Origin of the sequence: Liquorilactobacillus capillatus DSM 19910 (genome assembly GCF_001434915.1) — a bacterium.
Lineage (GTDB): Bacteria > Bacillota > Bacilli > Lactobacillales > Lactobacillaceae > Liquorilactobacillus > Liquorilactobacillus capillatus.
This window is the reverse complement of the sequence record NZ_AZEF01000061.1, coordinates 11,993-33,388: the sequence shown is the minus strand read 5'-3', so window position 1 is coordinate 33,388 and position 21,396 is coordinate 11,993. Positions and strand designations below refer to the sequence as shown.

The 21,396-nt window shown below is 39.2% G+C and carries 24 protein-coding genes and 1 other annotated feature; of the genes, 21 read left to right on the top strand and 3 right to left on the bottom strand.

From position 1 onward, the window contains the following. Positions 1–15 precede the first annotated feature (15 nt). The 13 genes from FC81_RS10325 to FC81_RS10265 all read left to right on the top strand — a co-directional run bounded on the left by FC81_RS10325 (position 16) and on the right by FC81_RS10265 (position 10,969). Entirely contained in the window at positions 16–666 is a 651-nt protein-coding gene (locus FC81_RS10325) for an HAD family hydrolase (RefSeq protein WP_057746636.1), read from the top strand. A 49-nt stretch (positions 667–715) separates the two neighbouring features. After that, positions 716–1,387 carry a RadC family protein gene (gene radC / locus FC81_RS10320; RefSeq protein ID WP_057746633.1) on the top strand — a complete coding sequence of 224 codons (672 nt, stop codon included), beginning with the start codon at positions 716–718 and terminating at the stop codon, positions 1,385–1,387. A gap of 88 nt (positions 1,388–1,475) precedes the next feature. Beyond that, positions 1,476–1,682: a cold-shock protein gene (locus tag FC81_RS10315; RefSeq protein ID WP_057746630.1), complete on the top strand. Its 207-nt coding sequence runs from the start codon at positions 1,476–1,478 to the stop codon at positions 1,680–1,682. A gap of 175 nt (positions 1,683–1,857) precedes the next feature. Further along, positions 1,858–2,862: a rod shape-determining protein gene (locus FC81_RS10310; RefSeq protein ID WP_057746627.1), complete on the top strand. Its 1,005-nt coding sequence runs from the start codon at positions 1,858–1,860 to the stop codon at positions 2,860–2,862. A gap of 94 nt (positions 2,863–2,956) precedes the next feature. Then, complete coding sequence (gene mreC / locus FC81_RS10305; protein ID WP_057746624.1) at positions 2,957–3,808, top strand: rod shape-determining protein MreC; 852 nt, start codon at positions 2,957–2,959, stop codon at positions 3,806–3,808. Positions 3,809–3,820: 12 nt separating this feature from the next. Then, positions 3,821–4,336, top strand: coding sequence for a rod shape-determining protein MreD (mreD, locus tag FC81_RS10300; RefSeq protein WP_057746621.1), 516 nt, complete (start codon positions 3,821–3,823; stop codon positions 4,334–4,336). A gap of 14 nt (positions 4,337–4,350) precedes the next feature. Next, complete coding sequence (locus FC81_RS10295; protein ID WP_057746619.1) at positions 4,351–5,022, top strand: septum site-determining protein MinC; 672 nt, start codon at positions 4,351–4,353, stop codon at positions 5,020–5,022. Position 5,023: 1 nt separating this feature from the next. Continuing rightward, positions 5,024–5,830 (top strand): septum site-determining protein MinD, encoded by an 807-nt coding sequence (minD, locus tag FC81_RS10290; protein WP_057746617.1) that lies wholly within the window; start codon positions 5,024–5,026, stop codon positions 5,828–5,830. 54 nt (positions 5,831–5,884) lie between these two features. Beyond that, positions 5,885–6,121: a binding site (T-box leader), on the top strand. Between the two features lie 61 nt (positions 6,122–6,182). Next, positions 6,183–6,833, top strand: a complete 651-nt coding sequence (locus FC81_RS10285) for an amino acid ABC transporter permease (protein WP_057746613.1) — start codon at positions 6,183–6,185, stop codon at positions 6,831–6,833. A 12-nt stretch (positions 6,834–6,845) separates the two neighbouring features. Then, positions 6,846–7,484, top strand: a complete 639-nt coding sequence (locus tag FC81_RS10280; RefSeq protein WP_057746610.1) for an amino acid ABC transporter ATP-binding protein — start codon at positions 6,846–6,848, stop codon at positions 7,482–7,484. A gap of 25 nt (positions 7,485–7,509) precedes the next feature. Further along, complete coding sequence (locus FC81_RS10275) at positions 7,510–8,349, top strand: amino acid ABC transporter substrate-binding protein (RefSeq protein WP_057746607.1); 840 nt, start codon at positions 7,510–7,512, stop codon at positions 8,347–8,349. A gap of 85 nt (positions 8,350–8,434) precedes the next feature. Next, entirely contained in the window at positions 8,435–9,883 is a 1,449-nt protein-coding gene (cls, locus tag FC81_RS10270; RefSeq protein WP_057746604.1) for a cardiolipin synthase, read from the top strand. Positions 9,884–10,030: 147 nt separating this feature from the next. Next, positions 10,031–10,969: an alpha/beta hydrolase gene (locus tag FC81_RS10265; RefSeq protein WP_338041720.1), complete on the top strand. Its 939-nt coding sequence runs from the start codon at positions 10,031–10,033 to the stop codon at positions 10,967–10,969. A gap of 8 nt (positions 10,970–10,977) precedes the next feature. Here the strand turns inward: FC81_RS10265 and FC81_RS10260 are convergent, their stop codons facing one another. Continuing rightward, on the bottom strand, positions 10,978–12,003 hold the full coding sequence (locus FC81_RS10260) for a hypothetical protein (protein ID WP_057746599.1): 1,026 nt from the start codon (positions 12,001–12,003) through the stop codon (positions 10,978–10,980). A 139-nt stretch (positions 12,004–12,142) separates the two neighbouring features. On the opposite strand from FC81_RS10260, the gene FC81_RS10255 reads away from it, so the two are divergent. After that, positions 12,143–12,508 carry an iron-sulfur cluster biosynthesis family protein gene (locus FC81_RS10255; RefSeq protein ID WP_057746596.1) on the top strand — a complete coding sequence of 122 codons (366 nt, stop codon included), beginning with the start codon at positions 12,143–12,145 and terminating at the stop codon, positions 12,506–12,508. A 118-nt stretch (positions 12,509–12,626) separates the two neighbouring features. Here FC81_RS10255 and FC81_RS10250 read toward each other — a convergent pair whose 3' ends face one another. Then, positions 12,627–14,057, bottom strand: coding sequence for a C69 family dipeptidase (locus FC81_RS10250; protein ID WP_057746593.1), 1,431 nt, complete (start codon positions 14,055–14,057; stop codon positions 12,627–12,629). Positions 14,058–14,228: 171 nt separating this feature from the next. Between FC81_RS10250 and FC81_RS10245 the strand changes: the two genes are divergently transcribed. The 3 genes from FC81_RS10245 (at position 14,229) to lysA (ending at position 16,844) form a co-directional block, all read left to right on the top strand. After that, positions 14,229–15,128: a YitT family protein gene (locus FC81_RS10245; RefSeq protein WP_057746590.1), complete on the top strand. Its 900-nt coding sequence runs from the start codon at positions 14,229–14,231 to the stop codon at positions 15,126–15,128. 112 nt (positions 15,129–15,240) lie between these two features. After that, positions 15,241–15,450, top strand: a complete 210-nt coding sequence (locus FC81_RS10240; RefSeq protein WP_268871918.1) for a 2-hydroxymuconate tautomerase — start codon at positions 15,241–15,243, stop codon at positions 15,448–15,450. An 89-nt stretch (positions 15,451–15,539) separates the two neighbouring features. Then, entirely contained in the window at positions 15,540–16,844 is a 1,305-nt protein-coding gene (gene lysA, locus FC81_RS10235; protein WP_057746584.1) for a diaminopimelate decarboxylase, read from the top strand. 86 nt (positions 16,845–16,930) lie between these two features. On the opposite strand, the gene FC81_RS10230 is transcribed toward lysA, so the two are convergent. Further along, positions 16,931–17,743 (bottom strand): Cof-type HAD-IIB family hydrolase, encoded by an 813-nt coding sequence (locus FC81_RS10230; RefSeq protein ID WP_057746580.1) that lies wholly within the window; start codon positions 17,741–17,743, stop codon positions 16,931–16,933. Between the two features lie 123 nt (positions 17,744–17,866). On the opposite strand from FC81_RS10230, the gene FC81_RS10225 reads away from it, so the two are divergent. From FC81_RS10225 to FC81_RS10210, 4 genes are read left to right on the top strand one after another with little or no spacing between them, the layout of a single operon-like run. Continuing rightward, positions 17,867–18,622: an alpha/beta fold hydrolase gene (locus tag FC81_RS10225; RefSeq protein WP_057746577.1), complete on the top strand. Its 756-nt coding sequence runs from the start codon at positions 17,867–17,869 to the stop codon at positions 18,620–18,622. Positions 18,623–18,660: 38 nt separating this feature from the next. Continuing rightward, a complete protein-coding gene (locus FC81_RS10220) occupies positions 18,661–18,984 on the top strand; it encodes a metal-sulfur cluster assembly factor (RefSeq protein WP_057746574.1) in 324 nt (107 codons plus the stop codon). 28 nt (positions 18,985–19,012) lie between these two features. Then, on the top strand, positions 19,013–20,002 hold the full coding sequence (locus FC81_RS10215) for an ABC transporter permease (protein ID WP_057746571.1): 990 nt from the start codon (positions 19,013–19,015) through the stop codon (positions 20,000–20,002). Then, positions 19,999–21,390: an RsmB/NOP family class I SAM-dependent RNA methyltransferase gene (locus FC81_RS10210; RefSeq protein WP_057746568.1), complete on the top strand. Its 1,392-nt coding sequence runs from the start codon at positions 19,999–20,001 to the stop codon at positions 21,388–21,390. Before FC81_RS10215 ends, FC81_RS10210 begins: the two co-directional genes overlap by 4 nt. The last annotated feature ends 6 nt before the right edge of the window (positions 21,391–21,396 follow it).

Genomic DNA, 21,396 nt, shown 5'->3' with positions numbered 1-21,396 from the left:
TGAGGGGAAAATAAGATGAATTTAGATTTAGTTATTTTTGATATGGATGGTTTAGTGGTTGACTCAGAAAAAGTTTATTTTAAAGCAAATATGCTCGCAGCTGAAGCTTTAAAAATGCCTTATTCTTTTGAATATTACCGTCAATATATTGGCGCGGGGACCGAAGAAATGCTTAAAAAAATGAGTCGGGACTATGGTAGTAAACAGCTTGTTGATGAGTTTATTCAACTAAGCCAGGAAAATGTTTATCATTTAGTTGAAGAAGATGGAATGCCGCTAAAAAAGGGGTTTAGAGAATTGAGCCGGTATTTAAAAGACAATAATATCAATAAGGCACTGGCTTCCAGTAACAATAAAAAAGCAATCGACTATTTCTTAGGAAAGGCAGATCTGCAAACACAATTTGATTATATTGTCTCAACTGATGATGTGGCGCATGCTAAACCGGCACCAGATATTTTCAACCAAGCATGGGCAGCAGCTGCTAAACCGGCCAAGCAAAGAACACTTGTTTTAGAAGATTCAATCAATGGAATCAATGCCGCAATTAACGCTAATATTCCGGCGATCATGGTTCCAGACTTGATTAAACCGTCTAAGCAATTTAGACACAAGCCACTGGCGATTTTAGATGATTTAGCAGCAGTGCGCTCATTTATTCGCTAAGCAATTCTTTTATCCTAACTAGCGTATTTTTACGCTAGGGGGGATTTAGATGAGTTTAACGAATAGGGTAACGATCCAAGAATTATTACAAAGGGCAAAAAAATTTGGCCCCGAATGCTTGAGTGATCATGAATTGTTAACTGTTATTTTAGGGGAAAGATTTGCTGAGAAAAAAACAAGCGCTGGGAAATGTGAATGGACTAGTTACTCAGATCTGCGACAGCTAAAATACCTTTCTGATGAAGAATGGGCGCTTCTTTTGAAAGGAAAAGGGGATATTCCTTATGCTAAGGTACTTTGTGAATTTGCTGCCCGGGTTGAGCGACGGCCCAAGCTGATTCTTGGGCGGATTTATTCGAGCCATGAAATTGGAGAACAGATGATCGATGAGGTTGGGATGTTCGAACAAGAAGTTCTAGTGGTAATTTTATTGGATACTAAAAATCAAGTTTTGGCACGTCAGATAATATTTAAAGGAACACTCAATGCAGCTACCGTTCATCCACGTGAGATTTTTAAATTTGCTTTGCGTTACTCAGCTGCACGTTTAATGATTGTTCATAACCATCCCAGTGGAATTACCACACCGTCTGAAAATGATTTAAACTTGACTAGACGTTTGTTGAAGGGCAGTGAGCTTCTTGGAATTGCATTATTAGATCATATTATCGTCGGTGCTACAAGTTATTTTAGTATGCGTGAAGAAAAAGTGCTTTCTTAAAGAATTTGTACCCCTTTTAACACCTTTCGTTACTTCAAAAATTATGATACACTCTTTCTAGTGGAAATTATAGGAGATGTACCATACAATGCTTATTGGTAGAGTTCATTTTTTTGATAGTGAAAAGGGTTACGGCTTCATTACCCCTGAGGCAGGCACAGAAGATATTTTTGTACATTACACTGCGCTTAAGATCAGTGGCTACAAAGCGTTAGAAGTTGGGCAAAAGGTCAGTTTTGTGATTGCAGAAGGAAAACGTGGGCCACAAGCAGTGAATGTTGTACCGCTCGCTTAGTTTATAATTAATAATTAATTAAGAATTATAATTATATGAGTAATTTCAAAGTATATCTTGTATCCTGAGAGATATACGGGAATTATCTAAACGGCAGTACATAATTATGATATAATACGGTTATTGCGGATTAGGGCTTTATTTTATTGAGGCAAATGTGAAGGGATGAAAAAAAGTGTTCGGAATCGGGACGAAAAATATTGGAATTGACTTAGGAACAGCAAATACGATTGTCTATGCTGATGGCAAGGGAATCGTACTACGCGAACCTTCAGTCGTTGCTAAAAACACGAAAACAGGAGAGATCGTTTCTGTTGGTTCAGAAGCACGTGCTATGATCGGGCGTACTCCTGCCAGCATTGTTGCTATTCGACCAATGAAAGATGGTGTCATTGCAGATTATGACACGACTGTTGCAATGATGAAGTACTATATTGATAAGGCTTTGGGGCATAAGACAGGTAAACCATATGTCATGGTTTGTGTTCCTAGTGGTGTTACCGAAGTTGAAAAAAGAGCTGTTATTGATGCAACACGAGTTGCTGGAGCTAAAGATGCTTATGTGATTGAAGAACCATTTGCTGCAGCTATCGGAGCAGGTTTACCCGTAATGGATCCTACAGGTAGCATGGTAGTTGATATTGGTGGCGGAACAACTGATGTAGCGACTATTTCTTTAGGTGGAATCGTTTCCAGCCGTTCTATTCGGATGGCTGGTGATAAGATTGATGAATCAATCATTTACTATGTTCGTCAGCATCATAATTTACTGATCGGTGAAAGAACTGCTGAACAGTTGAAAATCGATGTTGCGTCGGCTTCAGTTGAGCTCGCTAAGGATTTAGATGACCAGACGATTCGTGGACGTGACTTGGTAACGGGTTTACCAAAGACGATCGATATCAAGGCAACTGATGTTGCACAGGCTATTCAAGAAGTTGTTGATGAGATTATATCAGCCATCAAGGAGACCTTGGAAGAAACATCGCCAGAAATTGCTGCAGATGTTATTGACCATGGAATCGTTCTTACTGGTGGTGGGGCACAATTGCGTCACTTACCTGAAGTTATTTCAGATGCAACAAAGGTTCCTGTTTTTATTGCAGCTGAGCCTTTGGACTGTGTTGCTATTGGAACCGGTGAATCATTAAAGAGTATTGATGTAATGAAAAAAAGATAATACAGACGATTAAAGGCGTATCGTATTGAGAGGTTGGGATTTAGTCGTCCAGCCTTTTAGTTATGATACGGCTTTCGTTTTTATGGAGGAAATTATGCAAAAATTTTTCTTTAATAAAAGACTCATTATTGTATTGGTTGTGCTGATTATCAGCTTTGTTTTAATAGCCTTCTCAATTACAGTACGTAATAATAAAGCAACGCCTCCATTAGTTCAACAAGTTGGAAACGATGCAGCAGGCGTCGTTGATCGCGTGGTAGCATACCCAGCTAAAGGGCTTAAGGGAGCCTTCAGCTCTTTTTCAGATTTAATGAATACTTATAGTGAAAATCAACGCTTGAAGGGTCAAGTTGATAGTTTGGCAGTGCAAAAAGTTACTAATCAAACTTTAGAAAAAGAGAATCAGAAGTTAAAACAGCAACTTAAACTTAATAAGACATTAACTGACTATGAAACGATTTCAGCGTCAGTATTAACAAGGAGTCCTTCAGCTTGGCAAAATCAAGTTATTATCAGTAAGGGTTCTTTGTCAGGGATTAAAAAGAACGCTGCGGTCATGTCAAAAAAAGGTTTGGTTGGGCGTGTGACAGAAGTTAACAAAACAAACAGCAAGGTAGAATTACTCAGTACCACCAATGATTCTGCCAACCGTTTTGCAACACAGGTTATGACAAAGAAGAACAAAGTAGTAAATGGTCTGATCACTGGTTATAATGGTGATTCAAATTACCTTATAATGGGACAGATAACTGTTAAAACAGGTATGGAAAAAGGTGACCGGGTTATTACATCTGGTTTAGGTGGAAACTCACCTAAAGGTTTGTATGTGGGGACGGTCGCTAAGGTTGAAGAAGACGATTACGGTCTAGCTTCGAAAGTATATGTCAAACCAGCTGCTGATTTTACAGACCTAGATGTTGTTACTGTTGCCAAAAGAGTTGATTAGGGGATGGTGTAGATGCGAATCTCAAAAATGCGGTATTTTTTCCCAATAGGTCTCTTTATTGCTCTTTTTCTTGATGGTGTTCTTAGTCAGGTTTTTGCAGGAACGATGTTTACCCCTTCGTTGGCAATCGAGAGTAGAATAGTACTGCTCTGGATCGTAATGGCTGTCTGTTTTGGTAAGATCGACCATATTATATTATGGACAGTTCTTGCCGGCTTGGTCTTTGATCTTTACTATACAGGGATCATTGGTGCCTTTGTTGTTATTATGCCACTGATAGTCTATTTGACGAAACTGATGTATAGATTTTTTACACCGTCCTTTATTGTGGTACTATTAATATATCTAATAGATATAACGGTCGCAACGGTCGTGTTTTATTGGATTAATTTGCTGATAGGATTCACTAATGTTTCAATGGCTGGCTTTATTGGACTATCATTGGGCTCAACACTTGCATACAATTTAGCAGTGTTTGTGTTACTGTATTTTCCTCTACAGCGTTTTTTTGAATCCTTCTCAAGATAAGGGGAGTCTGACTAATGCAGAATGTTGTATTAAAAGGATACAAAGACGGCTACGAAATAACCTTAAATGCAGATGCTGATTTTAATGCTATTTTAGCTGAGTTGACTAAATTATTTGCAGAGTTACAGCTGGAAAAGGAAAAGAGCGAAGCTAAGTCACTCTCATTTGATATTAGTACGGGAACCCGTTTATTAAATGCGGAACAGAAGCAGCAAGTTGAAAAGATCGTGAGCCGCTACCCACTATTTTCAATACATAGATTTACATCCAGTGTGATGCAGGTTCAAGATGCATTGGAGATGATTGAAAGCCGTACTGTCCATCTCAATGCAAGTACTATTAGGAATGGTCAGACAGAAGACGTTAAGGGTGATGTGTTATTTGTAGGTGACTTGCATCAAGGTGGAATTCTACGGTCAACTGGAAATATTTTTACATTTGGGAAGAATGAAGGAATTCTTCACGCAGGCTACCCTAACGATGCTACAGCGATTATAATTGGCAATATTCATACGACGCAGCAGGTTAGGGTTGCTGATGTTGTTGATATCGTTGAGGATGACAAGGTCCAGACTAATGATGAAACAGTTGTTTTTGTCAATGATCTGCATGTTTTAGAATATACAGAGCGTGAAAAAGTAAAGATAATTAGACCAAAACTATTTACACGAATGGGGGGATATTAAGATGGGAAAAGCGATTGTTATTACTTCCGGAAAAGGTGGAGTGGGTAAAACAACGACCTCAGCTAATTTAGGAACAGCGTTAGCTTTGTCTGATAAAAAAGTCTGTTTACTGGACTTAGATATTGGTTTACGGAACCTTGATGTTATTTTAGGGCTTGATAACCGAATCATTTATGATATTGTTGATGTTGCTCAGGGACGGGCTAAATTACACCAAGCATTGATCAAAGATAAACGTTTTGATGAGAAGCTTTTCTTGCTTCCAGCAGCCCAAAATGCGGACAAGTCTGTTTTACAACCTGAAGAGGTCAAAAAAATTGTTGATGAATTAAAACCTGATTTTGATTATGTTTTGATTGATTGTCCTGCGGGGATTGAGCAAGGTTTCGTTAATGCAGTTGCTGGTGCAGATGTTGCAATCGTGGTTTCTACGCCTGAAATATCAGCTGTTCGTGATGCTGATCGGGTTATTGGATTACTCGAGAAGCAAGGGCTTGATGAACCACCGATGCTAATTATTAATCGAATCCGGACTCATATGATGAACGATGGCCAAGTTATGGATGTCGATGAGATCACGCAGCATCTTTCAATTAAACTCCTTGGGATTATCTTTGAGGACGATCAGGTGATCAGCACTTCGAATAAGGGCGAGCCGATCGTCTTAAATGAAAAAAATTTGGCGTCACAAGGGTATCGTAACATTGCGCGGCGTTTATTGGGAGAGACTGTCCCACTGATGAATCTTAATCCTGAAAAGAAAAAAGGCTTGTTTCAACGAATCAGTTCATGGTTTAAAAAAGATTAGCTGTATTGACAGAATTAGAATAGCATGTTACTTTCTTAAATAGTTAGTTATAAATCAATAACAAAGACCAGAAGAGTAATTTACAGTGTGTTCAAAGAGATTGTCTGGATAGTGTGAAGGCAAAACCGCTGTTGATGAAACACATCTGCGAGTTAGCAAGCTAAATTAAACCTATTAGGCTTGCTCGGGGAAAACCGTTATCTGCTGAGTTCTGAAAAGAACTTGCTAAGGTCAGTTTTGTGAGAGACTGATATACCTTGAGGTGGAACCGCGCAGTAAAACGCCCTCTTAGACTTTTGTCTAAGGGGCGTTCTTTTTTTACCTTATATTTTATTAAAGGAGTGGTAGTAAAATGTCTTATATTCTAGCAATACTTCCTTCACTGCTTGAAGGAGCACAGTTAACTTTGAAAATATTTTTATGGACCATTGTTGGTTCAATTCCGTTAGGTTTGATCGTTGGCTTAGGTTTAACCTCACGTTTCGTTCCTTTGAAGGCTATTCTAAAGTTTTATGTTTGGTTAATGCGAGGAACGCCTTTACTACTACAGCTGATTTTTGTGTTCTATGGTCTGCCGCTAATTGGCCATGGAGCTTTCACGCTTGAACGTTATGATGCTGCTTTATTTGCTTTTATCTTGAATTATACAGCTTATTTTGCTGAAATTTTTCGGGGTGGATTACAGTCAATTGACCGCGGACAGTATGAAAGTGCTAAAGTCTTACGTTTGTCATATTGGCAGACGATTCGCAAAGTAATAACACCGCAAGTTTTGAAAATCGTCTTACCATCGATTGGAAATGAAGTTATTAATTTGGTTAAGGATTCAAGTCTGGTTTATGTCATCGGGTTGGGTGATCTGCTGCGAGCAGGAAATGTTGCTACTAGTCGGGATGTAACCTTAGTACCGCTGATTCTAGTTGGCGTCATCTACTTATTATTAACGGCTGTGCTGACTTTCATCCTGCGTAAACTTGAACAGCATTACAGCTATTGGAAATAGGGGGGGCAAATGATGTTAGAACTAAAAAATATCTCTAAACAATATAATAAACGTGTGATTTTGGATAAAATCAATATGACCGTTGAAGACGGTGAGATTATGTGTATCGTAGGTTCATCTGGAGCGGGTAAGACCACTTTGTTGCGTTGTATTAGTGGGTTAGAGAAAATTGATGGTGGACAAATTTTGGTTGATGAGAAGGAATTTGATCCCTACAGTAATCAGAGCAATGATTCAGTTATAGGTGTCGTCTTTCAAGAATACCAATTATTTCCGCATTTAAAAGTACTGGATAATATTACATTAGCCCCGATGATGGTTTTAAAGAAAAAAGAAGTGGCAGCTAAAAAAGAGGCGTTGGAATTGTTAGAAGGACTTTCCTTAGCAGACAAAGCTGATTTATACCCCTACCAACTATCTGGTGGACAAAAACAACGTGTTGCTATCGCGCGTGCAATGGCGATGAAACCACAGATCTTATGTTACGATGAGCCAACTTCAGCTTTGGATCCGGGTTTACGGGATACAGTTAAGAATATTATTTTGGGACTTAAGAAGAGTGAGATGACACAGATCGTTGTGACACATGATATGGAATTTGCACAGCAAATTGCGGATCGAATCTTAAAAGTGGAACCTATTCGTAGCTAAAAATATATAAGAAAGAGGGGTTACTGTGAAGAAGAGGATCTTAAGGTCAACATGGATCAGTATAGTGATGTTGTTGACAACAATAACCATCTTATCGGGTTGTACGAATGTCAAAAAAAGAGCTGATACAACTGACACTTGGACGACGATCAAGCAGCGTAACAAGGTTATTGTTGGTTTAGATGATAGTTTTGTTCCCATGGGTTTTCGTGAGAAAAATGGTCAGTTGGTCGGATATGATATTGATCTTGCCCGTGCGGTTTTTCGAAAGTACGGGATCAAGGTTGATTTTCAAACGATTGATTGGTCAATGAAAGAAACAGAGTTACGTAATGGAACAATCGATTTAATCTGGAATGGTTATACAAAATCACCGGCGCGAGCTAAGACGGTTGCTTTTAGTAATACGTACCTTAAGAATGAGCAGATCTTAGTAACAAAAAAGAGTGCGGGGATTAAACAAGCTGCTGCTATGCACGGCCAGACATTGGGATTGCAAAGCGGCTCATCTGGTTATCAGTCATACACCGGTACGCCACAACTTTTAAAACAGTATGTAAAAAATACTGTCCAGTATGATACCTTTAACGATGCTTTCTTGGATCTAAATGCAGGTCGGATTCAGGGATTACTGATTGATAGTGTCTATGCTAATTATTATATTAAGCATCAACGGGATGCGAATAGTTACCGTGAATTACCGATTGGTTTCCCAAAAGAAGATTTTGCGGTTGGGATGCGTAAAGGTGATAAGACATTGCGCACTAAGATTAATCAGGCTTTGTCCGAATTGCACCGTGATCAAGAGATGAAGCAGATTAGTGAAAAATGGTTTGGTGTTGATAACTCAGTCGATGACAAATGAAAAAAGAAAGAGTAAACTTCTTGTTAAGTGTTCAATTATAGATGAACGAAATAAATTGCAGTAACTAGCAAGAAAGTGGTGTGCTTTGGAATTATTAAGTTTAATAATGCGGATAATTTGGTTAGTTAATATTTTCGCGGCTATCGTTACCGTTTTTAAAGATAAACGTGAAATTGCAGCGACATGGGCTTGGCTGTTGGTATTAAGTTTTCTACCGATTATCGGTTTTATCTTATATCTTTTTGTGGGCAAGAAGCTGTCACGTGATAAGATATATGATATTAAAACGCAGGAACGTATGGGGATTGAGCAGCTGGTTTCATTACAAAAAGAGCAGTGGCGTGAAAAGGAGCTCTTACCAGCAGACGAAATAACCGCTACTGCTCGTGAAATGGTTCATCTCTTTTTAGAGACGGATAGTGCAATTTTAACCAAACATAATCATGTTGAGATTTTCGAAGATGGACATGCTAAGTTTAAATCTCTTTTTGACGATATTAGAGCAGCTAAAAATCATGTTCATGTGGAATACTATACATTTTATAATGATCAAATCGGAAATGATCTGCGGCAATTATTAGAGGAAAAAGCCGCTGCGGGGGTTGAAGTCAGAGTGATTTATGATAGTTTCGGTTCTCGTGGGACAACACACCACTTTTTTGAGCATTTAGAAGAATTAGGTGGTCGAGCGGAGCCGTTCTTTGGTTCACGCCGTTCATTTCCTAATTTTCGGTTAAATTATCGTGATCACCGCAAGTTAGTGATTATTGATGGACAAATTGGTTATATTGGAGGCTTTAATGTTGGTGATCAGTATTTAGGACGCAGCCCTAAATTTGGTTATTGGCGAGACACGCATATTAAGATTACTGGTAACGCAGTTATTGCGATGCAGTCACGTTTTTTTATGGATTGGAATGCAACTGTTAAAGAACAGCATATTAGTTATAAAGAAGAGTATTTTCCGTTGGCATCTGAGCAAGGGAAGACTAGTATCCAAATTGTTTCAAGTGGTCCAGATAGTGAAGTTGAGAGTATTAAACTAGGCTATATTAAAATGATTAATAATGCAACAGACTATGTTTTTATTCAGACACCATACTTAATTCCTGATGATTCCTTACTTGAAGCACTCAGTATTGCCGCCTATTCTGGAATCAAAGTTAAGGTCATGATCCCAGCGATGCCAGACCATGCATTTGTGTACCGTGCGACCCAATTCTATGCTAAGTCGTTACTTGATGCTGGGGTAGAGATCTATAAGTATAATAAGGGTTTCCTTCATTCAAAGACAGTGGTCGTCGATGGTAAAATTGCGGTCGTGGGTTCTGCTAATATGGACTATCGTAGTTTTAAGCTGAACTTTGAAGCAAATGCGTTCATGTATGACGAAGTAGTTAGTCAGCAGTTAGTGGATATTTTTGTGCAGGATGAGAAAAACAGTACACGGCTCACTGCCGCATACTTTGAACAGCAATCTCTCTGGCTTAAATTCAAACAGTATTTCTCACGACTGTTATCACCGATATTGTGACGGATCATAACGGGCTTTGAACACGACACAATAGTAAATATAAGACATGGGAACAAGTCATGAGTCGAAAACGTGAGGAGTACCGTAAAATGCGATATTCGACGCAGTCCCGCCTTTTTAAATAAGGGTATAGGAGAATTGATGTTGATTAAAAGAAAGAAAAAAGTTTGGCTTTATAGTTTACTTGCGATATTTATCGTGTTGATACTAGGGATTACCGGTGCAAGTGCCTACCTGTATTATTTCGCGTTTGAACCGCAAAAACCGTTAAATAGCAAGATGGCAGTCAAAAAGAAAGTCCAGCTAGACAAAGATAAAAGATGGTTACGCCAAACTAAACAGCAGGTGTGGTCGGAGAAATCTGCTGGTCAAAATTTAAATTTAAAAGCAGTTTATCTTCCCGCAACCCGGCCAACGACTAAAACGATTATTGTAGCGCATGGCTACCAAGAAAATCATCTTCAAATGGCAAGTTATCTGCGAATGTTCCATAATATGGGGTATAACGTTTTAGCACCAGATGATCGGGGGGCAGGAACAAGTCAGGGAAAATACATTGGTTTTGGCTGGCCGGATCGTTTAGACTATGTTAAGTGGATTAAACAAGTTATCCGTAAAAAGGGTGACCATTCTGAAATAGGTTTATTCGGAGTTAGTATGGGCGGTGCGACTGTGATGATGGCTAGTGGTGAGAAACTACCTGCACAAGTAAAGGCAGTTGTTGAAGACAGCGGTTATTCCAGTATCGAAGAGGAACTGACTTATGAATTGAAACAGCGCTTTGGAGTTCCTAAACAACCGCTGATTACAACAGCGAGCTGGTTTACAGAAGCCAAAGCGGGCTTTGACTTTAAAAAAGGTAGCTCAGTTAAACAACTACACAAAAATCAGCGCCCCATCTTTTTCATTCACGGAGGTGCTGATAAATTTGTCCCAACTCGAATGGTGTACCAGAATTATCGTGCTTCAACAACAAGTAAACAAATCTGGGTTGTTCCTAAAACCGGTCATGCGATGGCGTATTATGAGTATCCTAAGCTATATCAACAACGTGTCGGCAACTTTTTTACAAAATGGGTCAGATAACTTAAGTCTTAATTAGTCAGTAGGATAGTGGTAATGTTTAACCGCTGTTTTAACATTGTGATATCTTCTGGGGCCAGTGGGGCAATAGTTGGTTTAAAATAATTGTAACCAGTACTATTTTTTTGAATACTTGGGTCGATAAAGAAGGGCATGCTGCTGTCATATAAGACGATTGTAGCGGGCTCTTTTTGTATTTTCTCTAAACTTAGATAAATTAATTGTTCAGTAACTAGTGGTTTGGTAGCTTGCTGTACGTTAGAAGAATAGTAAATAATATCTTCTGGGAAAAAAGAATGTAAAAATTGAGCCAGTGTGAGCGGTAAGACTAATTTTTTATTAAGGTCTGCGCATGTTTCGTTAAAACGATGCAGTTGCTCAGGATTCCAAGGTGAGAGCAGTACTTTGACAGGTTGCTCTGCGGCCTTTTGCAGTTGCTTAGCAAAGTATTTTTGAATACCATTCTCGCTGGTGGGTAGTTGTGCTGAATAATTGTTCTCAAGCATAGTATGACTTGTAATAAAAGCAGTCAGTTTCGATCTAGACATCTGTTTGAGCCAGTTTTTAGTTCTTTTTTTATGACCACCATAAAGTTCAAAGGCCGCAACATAACCAACGGCAGTCTGTTTATGGCGAAGGATAAGAGCTAGTGAACCGAAGAGAGAGTCGTTATTTTTATAGGCAGTAATACTAAAACTGCCTAACTGCTGCGGATAATCATAGGGGATAATTTTTCCCATTGTAGGTAGGGCTGGAATGAGGTTAAACCGCTGCATTTTTTGTAACAGTAGGAAGAGTTCTTGTGACAGATAACAAGTTAAATTCTTAGGCAAATTATATAGAAGGTGCAAATTGGTTTCAGACAGATGGGTCAGAATAACTACTTCAAAGATAAAATGTCTGTTTTTATTATTAGGGCTAAGCAGTTTTACACTTGTTGCAGGCGCAGGATCACAGATGATACGCGTTGTGTCATCTTGAGCAATGAGATCATCTGCAATAAAAAACAAGTTATTAATTTCGTGGGTATTATTCATAGTGGTATGTACTCCGTTTCTTTAAGTATCTTCAAATAGATTATAACTTAGTGGAGATAGCTTTTCTAATTTAGACGAACATATTTTTTGTGTTTTGGTATATATTGTGTACAATATAGTAAGAGATGGAGGGGTTAAAATGTATTTAACAATCACACAAGCGGCACGCAAAAAGATTATGTCTGATTTTGAAGGGTCAAAGGATGAACTGCTATTGGACTTTGATGATGGGGTAGGTGCATTCTCGCGCGTTGGTGTTTGCTCGTTAGATTCTGTCTTTCGGATCTTGATTGTCTCTAAAGAGACTGAGATTCATGATTACGACAAAGTTATTGATTCTGATCTCGGTCCTTTTAAGATCAAAGGCTATAGTGAAATGTATATGGATGATGAGATGAAACTGGACGTCAATGAAGCTAATCAGATGTTGCGTTTAACTGGAGCTAATTCGGGTGAATTAACAGCTGCTGTACGAATTGAGAGAATTGCAAAACAGCAAGTATAATAATGTAAAACAAGAAATTAAAAAAGTACCTGTTCTAACCTAGCTGCTTACTTTTGCTGCTAGGTTTGACGGGTACTTTTTATTTTTAGAATGTTAAGCTCATGCAGCTTGACTATAACTATAGGTTCTCATCTGTTTGAAAATTAAGTGGTGATAGTTCTGTGGCTGCTGTTATCAGTTGTGCAGTCAGTTTATCTACTTTATCTAAACCTAACTGTGCATTAGCCGTGCTTGCTGTGGTTAAAAAAGTAGCTAGTTTTTCTGGCGGCAGTGTCTGAGCTTGAAGGTCGTTTTGGCGAATTCGTTTTTTAAAAAGGATGCGTAGTTCTTTTTGAAGTGCAGTTAGTTCAGGACCAAAGCGCTTATAGTGTGCGTCTACTAATACCCCAAGTAGCTTATAACGCCAATAAGCTGAAGAAAAGCTGTAAGTAGCAGTTCCTTCTTTATAAGCTGGATGTGTATCAGTCATCCCAGCGTAAAAAGGGACAAAAATACTTTGCGCAGTGACTCCAAGTGCAAGCCAATGTAAGCCACTGATCTCAGGTGGAAGGTTAGGCCGAAGCTGTAGGATATGAGACTCCTGTGTTTTAGCAAGACTAATGGGTCGAAAGCGCTTTGAACTGTGAAGATCTGTACTATTCAAAGGATCGTAGGCTGTTCCTTGAAAATGTGAGCCTAGGATATATTCAAGATCATCATTGTGTAGCAGCCGTTGCGCACGCTGAATGAAGGGCAGTTCCTCACTCATCGGTTCCTGCTTAATGGTGGGTGTTAAGTATTTTTGACCATACCAGACCCGGGGGGTACTATAGATCTCATCACTTAATTCTTGAGTTCCAAAAATCTTTCTAAAGTTAAATTCATTGTGAGAAACAGAAAGATCATTTTCTTGAACAAATGCAGCAATTCCCTGAGCATACATATAGTTAGTAGAATCAGTAAAATCAATATTTTGAATAGCAAGCTGGTTAGCGACAACCGCATATGCATCATCTGGGATTCGCTGGGCGACCCAATAATGGCCAGTAGCGATTTCCATATACCAAACTTCATCTTGGTCTGAGAAGAGAACACCGTTCGTTTCACTAGCACCATATTTTTCAACGATATGGCCTAAGTAGGCTACACCTTCACGAGCAGAATGAATATAAGGCAAGGTAACAGTTACCATTGCTTCTTCGCCAATTCCCTTTTTAACTAAAGGGTCAGCCCCAAGGACTCGTTCATTAGCATATGCACTTTCAGTCGCGCTCATAGCAACGCCGTATTCATTGATACCATCTTCCTCAAAGATACCGAATTTAGAAGTCCATTCGGGTGTAGCGGTATATTTACCGCTAACTTGGGGTAAAGTAATTGTGAAGCCGTTATCAGGTGAAACAAAAGTCTGTGGTTCTTCAAACTCCTGATGGGGATGAACAACTAAATGTTTAGGCCAGGCAGACTTGGCGTCTTCATTACGGGCAATAAGAGTTGAACCGTCAGCAGTCGCTTTCTTACCCACGAGGATACTCGTGCATGCAGAAAAATCTTTTTGTTTAAAAGACACTTTAAAACCTCTTTCTTTTTTTGTTTTTGTTCGTTAAAATGATTTTAGCATATTGACCTTCTTAAGTGGGGGGAAACAGCCTATTTATTAGTACAAAACTAGTCTTGATACTAGTATAATCTATTAAATAAGGTGCTTATATTTGATGAGCAGGGAGATGAAGGGTCAAATATGGAATTAAAAATAGTGAATGAACTTAAACAAGTTATTATTGCACTCCTGGCAGGTGTTATTTTAGCGATAGGATTGAACTTTTTCTTAATACCAGGAAATATTTTTTCGGCGGGTTTTAATGGGGTCGCGCAGCTGTGCTCGTCGATCCTCAATAAATTATTCCAAATTAAGATTGATACTGGGTATTTTATCCTCTTATTGAACATCCCAGTTGGTATTTTGGGATGGATAAAGGTAGGAAAGAACTTTACATATTACAGTATCCTGACAATTATCGCGACAACTTTTTTCTCTGTTGTTATTCCGGTCCAGCGTTTGACATCTGATCCGTTGATGGGCGGTCTTTTTGGTGGCGTTCTAACTGGTGCTGGTGTTGGGCTATCCTTACGTTATGGCTTTTCAACGGGAGGAATGGATATTATTGCGGTTATTTTGAATAAAACAACTGGTAAATCAGTGGGCGTGTTGATGTTAATTATTAACATGATGATTATTTTGACTGCAGGTTTCTTCTTCGGATGGCAGAGTGCTTTGTATACGATTATTTCTAACTACGCTATGACACGAGTGGTTGATGGAATTCACACATCACACCAGAAACTGACGGCATTTGTTGTCACGACTAGAGCTGCACGGGTCATTCCGGCCCTAAATCGTTCAGTTGTCAGAGGCGTGACAGTGCTGCCTTCTAAGGGCGGATATTCAGGTAGCGAGAGTCAGACGTTGATGGTTGTTATAACGCGCTATGAACTCTATCGTTTTAAACAAATTATTAATCAGGAAGATCCGCAGGCCTTTGTGAACTTTGTAAACACGGTCGATATTGCAGGAACCTTTTTTAATGAGGAACAACAAGCTAAAATTAGTGCACGGGCAACTCAAATTCAAAGAAAATAAGTCTGATTGGGCTTGTTTATATTCTATGAATTTTAATTGCTTTCTAATTATATATCTGGTTTAATATACATAGAGTAATGATGTGTCAGTATGAAGAAAAAAGGACTGACTACTGAAGAAGAGGAGTAAGCAAATGCCAATTGTGCATATTGATTTAATTGCGGGACGCTCGCAAGAACAACTTAAACACCTAGTAGAGGATGTTACCAAGGCTGTTTCCAAAAATACAGGAGCACCAGCTGAACATATCCATGTTATTTTGAATGAAATGCAAAAGAATCGTTACAGTGTCGGCGGTGTTCTTAAGAGTGACGAACAGTAATTGAGTTCTTTTGGGATTGAAGCTGGGGCGTAAGCCCAGCTTTTTTAGTATTTTAAACATTTTGTAAAGATAAGAGAGGATGTTTGCAGTTGACAACTTTAGCAGATTCATTTGAAATTAATCGATCCGGGCACTTAGCAATCGGCGGAGTAGATGCCCTTGAATTAGCCCAAAAATATGGAACACCATTGATTGCATATGACGTTTCTAAAATAAAAGCTAAGATAAAGCATTTCAAACAGGCCTTTATAGATGCTCAGATTCCTTATCGGGTAGTTTATGCCAGTAAAGCTTTTTCAGCTATGGCGATGTACCAGCTGATCGCAGAAGAAGGGCTAGGCTGTGATGTTGTTTCTGGCGGGGAACTGTTTACTGCGTTGAAGGGTGGAATGCCGCCTGAAAGAATTGAATTTCATGGAAATAATAAATTACCGGCTGAACTTGAAATGGCTGTTGATGCTGGAATTGGCTGTATTGTAGTTGATAATTTTCAAGAAATAACTTTTCTAGATACGATTTTACGTGCCAAACAGGCTACGATGGATGTTATCTTACGTGTGGCCCCTGGGATCGAAGCTGAAACGCATAAGTATATTTCAACTGGACAGGAAAACTCTAAGTTTGGCTTTGATGTTCATAGCGGGCAAGCTGAAAAAGCGCTTAAAATACTTATTGAAAATCCACGGATGAGAGTCAAAGGCATTCATTGTCACATCGGTTCGCAGATTTTTGCTGCAAAAGGATTTGTGATGGCGGTTGCTACGATGGTTTCTTTATTGAATGAGTGGCATGAAAAATATGCTTTTGAAGCTGAAGTTCTTAACTTAGGCGGTGGTTTTGGGACTCGTTATGTTGAACAAGACGAACCGCTTGCACCTGAGACTTTTGCTGCTGAGATTATTGCGGCGGTTAAGAAAAACGTACACACTTACGGTTTGAAAATGCCAGCTATTTGGATTGAACCGGGACGGTCGTTGGTCGGTGAAGCAGCAGCTACTCTTTATACAGTTGGGTCACGCAAAGATGTTGAGGGGGTATGTCATTTTGTTTCGGTTGATGGCGGAATGGGAGATAATATTCGTCCAGCGTTATACCAAGCCAAATATGAGGCATGGTTAGCCAGTAGGCCTCATGCTTTGCAAGAACAGATTGTAACAGTTGTAGGTAAGTACTGCGAGTCGGGTGATATTCTGGTACGAGATGTTCCACTGCCGATTACACATGCGGGTGATATTTTAGCCATTCCTTCCACTGGAGCATATGGATATACGATGGCAAGTAACTATAACCGTAATCCGCGACCGGCAGTTGTTTTTTGTGAAAATGGCACAGCTAAACTGATTATTCGGCGTGAAACGTACGCGGATATGTTGGCTTGTGACCTAGGAATGTAATTCAAGTACCCTAAATATAAAAAAAGACTTTATAAAACTTAGCTAACATACGTAAGTTCTGTAAAGTCTTTTTTTATGATGTTATTTTATTTGGCTAACTTAAGGTAGTTCTCAAGATAGGTTGCGAGACCGTCATGTGTGTTATCAGCAGTCGTGATGTCATTAGCAATCCTCTTAAGCGCAGAAGTTCCATTACGCATCACAACGCCCCAACCAGCATAGTCAATCATCTCACGGTCATTATGTTCATCACCGAAGGCAACAATATTACTGCGGTCAATTTTATAATTGTCAGCAAGATACTTGATACCTTCAGCTTTATTAACACCTTTGGGCTCAAGTTCAAGAATCGGGTTAACTCCGCCCCAGACGCCAACCTCAATGTTTGCTCCATAGACCTGATTGAGATGTTTGATAATAGCAGCTTTTTTGTGTTCATCAACTAACATTGTTAACGATGTTGGATCAGTTTTTAGATTTTGTTGATTTAAGATCTGCTCAGAGTTAAGTGATGCGGGAAAAAAATCGTCTTGTACTGCATATGGGTTGTTAGCCAAGATCATGGATTTCTTTTCAGCAGCCATCAACTTAATACCTAAGTGCTTCATATTTTTTAATAAATCAAAGGCGATTTCACGCGGAAAGGTTTTTTGATATTCTTTATCCCATTTTTGATGCGGGATATGTCCCAATCCACCGTTAAAGTTGATCATAGGTGTCTTAATGTTTAAATCATCATAAATCTGTTTAGATATCCGATAAGGGCGGCCGGTAACGATCGAAACAATATGTCCGGCACGACTCGCCTTTTGCAAGACAACCTTTGTCCGGGGACTGATAACGGAATGCTCATTCAAAGTGGTCCCGTCTAAATCTAATGCGATTAGTTTTTGTTGCACGTTTATTCACCTCATAATAAAAAAGATTGATAGAATTTAAGATACCATAAAAGCAAGTTATTTACTAGAGTTTGGCTTTACTGTCGTTGTATAATGTTATCATACTACTATGGAGGCGACGGCATGATAATAATTAAGTCAAAAAAAATAGGGATGATTCCAGTGCTGGAAGTCGTTCAGTCTGTCAAGGCAGAAGAAGAGTTGCCGCTGGTCTTCTTTTACCATGGTTGGACAGGGTGTAAGGAAAAGGTTTTAACGCAAGGTTATGAGATTGCTAAAAGAGGTTTTCGGGTAGTTTTGCCAGATGCTCTTTATCATGGTGAGCGTCTTGTCGTGGGTAAAACATCTGAACATAAGCTCGAGTTCTGGCAGATAATTGTGAACTCGATTAAGGAATTTCCACAGTTACTAGCTTATTATCGTGAAACGACCGGTATCAAAGATGAAAAAATCGGTGTGAGTGGCTTGTCAATGGGCGGAATTACAACCTGTGCTTTGTTACGCACTTATCCGCAAATAACGGCAGCTGTGTGTTTAATGGGATCACCGGCTCCCTGTGATTTCGCACGGGCTCTTTTAGAAGCCATACCGGGAATGGAAGATGTTGATCCTAACTACATTGAACAGCAAATTAAAGCTTTGGAACTGATCGATCTTTCAATGAATCCGCAAAAAATCGCGGGGCGGCCACTACATTTCTGGCATGGAACAAGCGATCCGATGGTACCATATCAACCAACGAAAACTTTTTTTGATAAGATCAAGGACCATTCCTATGCAGAAAAGGTAACATTCACTACTACCCAAGACGCGGTGCATAAGGTATCATATGAAACAACAGTCGAAATGGCAGATAAATTTGCAGTTTATTTGGCATAAGTGTTAATTAAATAGCTATTTAGCTAGGAGGACTTCCTATGGAAGAAAAAAGGGACCAAGAAACAATCAAGGATGAGATACTTGAAAAGCTAGAAGACGTAATTGATCCTGAACTAGGTGTGGATATCGTTAATTTGGGCTTAGTTTATGAAGTCAATCTTGATACATCCGGTTTATGTGAGATTAGAATGACTTTAACAACGATGGGGTGTCCACTGACAGATATTCTAGCTGATATGGTTGATCGTGCGTTAGTATCCATCCCAGAAGTTAAAAAAGTTGATGTCAAGTTTGTATGGGAACCAGCATGGTCGATCGATAAAATGACAAGATACGCTAAGATGGCACTAGGCATTCATTAGCATGGTCAGTTAGGGGACGAGAATTACTGTGATAAAGAAAAACGTATGGTTGGTAGTGTATGCAGCAATACTAGCCTTTCTTAGTGTCTTATTATTTTTAAAGATCCAAGAACGCAACCTGACGATCAAGCTGAATAATCACAATCTTTCCGCAAATGCATATATAGTTACTCTCAGCAAGAAGCTGACCATTGAACAACTTAATGATAGATTACAAAAAACAGCTCAGTTAGATGATATTCAGGTGCATTATCAAGATAAACAACATAAAAATATCACCTATTTCTATGGAATAGGGAACTTTGCTGTCCCACCGTTAATAAAAGGGAGCTTTTTTGCAACGGCTGATTTTCAATCACAGGTTAATGTTGCGGTTGTTGGGCAAAGCTATCAGAAGAAGCTTTATACTCCCAAAGATCAAAGCTATTTAAAAATCAACAATAAATATATTCCTGTTCTGGGTGTTATGGGAAATCATCATGGTTCTGATTTAGACAACCAAATCTTTATCACTTTAAATAAAGACCAGCGCACAAGTATGTTGGCAAATAACTTTCGAATCGTGATTGATGGTAAAAAGGTATTGGATAAGAGGATACTTAAAAAGACAGTAGCAGCTTCATCTATTCGTTATATTAATCATAAGCATTTCTTGATTGAACAAGACTCATGGGCAGCATCTCATTGGGAAGAACTTTTGGGCTTGATTGCAGTTGCACTTGCTTTTGTAGGTGGAGCATTGGTATGTTTACTACCGGCACGCAAAGAGTATTTAGCTGCAGTTTTCTTACAGAAAGATATCAAAAAATTCATCTTTGACGAATGGCAATTCTTTGCTTTGTTTAACGCGTTAGGTGTTATCTTTGGAACAATTATCGGTTTGCTGGTCTTCAATATCACCTCATATGCAGTTATCTTTGTCTACAATGGCGCACTCTATCTCTTAGCTAATTGTTTGTATGTTATTTTATTGAAAGGGCAAACTAAAAAGTTAAATAAAGGGGATTTAAATAGATGAACTTACCAGAAGGTTTTATCTCTAAATATCAAGAAATCTTGGGTGCTGAAGCGCCCGCTTTTTTTGAAAGCCTAGCTGGAGAGGTTAATAAAGGTTTTAGACTAAATACTTTGAGAGAGAATGCTACTGAAGTTAACTTAGATTTGTCACATCCACTTGCATATGTTCCAACCGGTTACTATGGAAGTGTCTCAGGCCGCTCATTAGAACACCAGACGGGCTATGTTTACAGTCAGGAGCCAAGTGCTATGTATGTCGGTGAAGTAGCAGAAGTTGTTCCTGGAGAACGTGTTCTGGATTTATGTGCGGCACCTGGAGGAAAATCAACTCAAGTAGCAGCTAAATTAGCGGGTGAGGGATTACTGGTTGCAAATGAAATAGATCGGAAACGTGCGGGGATACTCGCGGAGAATATCGAGCGAGTCGGAGCAGCTAATGTTGTCATTTTAAATGAAGATCCGCATACACTAGCGCAAAAGCTACCCGGCTTTTTTGATAAGATTTTAGTTGATGCTCCCTGTTCAGGTGAGGGGATGTTTCGTAAGAATCCGCAGGCGATAGCATATTGGCATCCCAACTATGCAGCTGAATGTGCCCAACGACAACGTAAGATCTTAGCAGACGCGGTCAAAATGTTACGTCCAGGCGGGCAACTAATATATTCAACCTGTACTTTTGCGCCGGAAGAAGATGAACAGATCGTTGCCTGGTTATTGCAGCAGTATAATTATTTTAAAGTTGTCCCCCTAAAAAAGTGGTCAGGGATGGATTCTGGAAGGCCTGACTTGGCTAATGGCGATCCGCACTTAAGCGGGACGGTTCGTTTATTTCCACACCACTTTAAGGGAGAAGGTCATTTTATCGCTAAGCTGCAAGACCAACGTCCGCAAGAAGAGCGTAAAGAAAAGCGTAAAAAGAAAGCCAAGCAAAAAGTTTTACGCAGTTTGGTCAGCAGTGAACGTACGTTGTGGACGGCTTTTGAAGAGTCGATGTTTAACAATGAGACACAACTCTCATTAAAAAACTTAACTTGCTGGGGAGAACATCTCTATTGGTCTCCTGAAGGCAGTCCTAACCTTGATGGTTTACGCTTTCTTCGCCCAGGTTTAGAACTGGGGGTTTTTAAAAAGAAAAGGTTCGAGCCGAGCTATGCGTTGGCGTTGTACTTGGGAACAGAAAGGGCAATTTGGAAGATCTCTTTGACACATGAAGAATGGGAAAGCTATGTTCAAGGCAATACTATCCCGTATAATGATGCAGCATATGCAAATGGTTGGTATTTGCTGTGCTGTGAAAATAAGAGCTTTAGTTTTGGCAAGTTAGTCAATGGAACGATCAAGAATTTCTTTCCTAAAGGATTGCGGTTACATCCTATCTTGAAAAAATAAAATAAG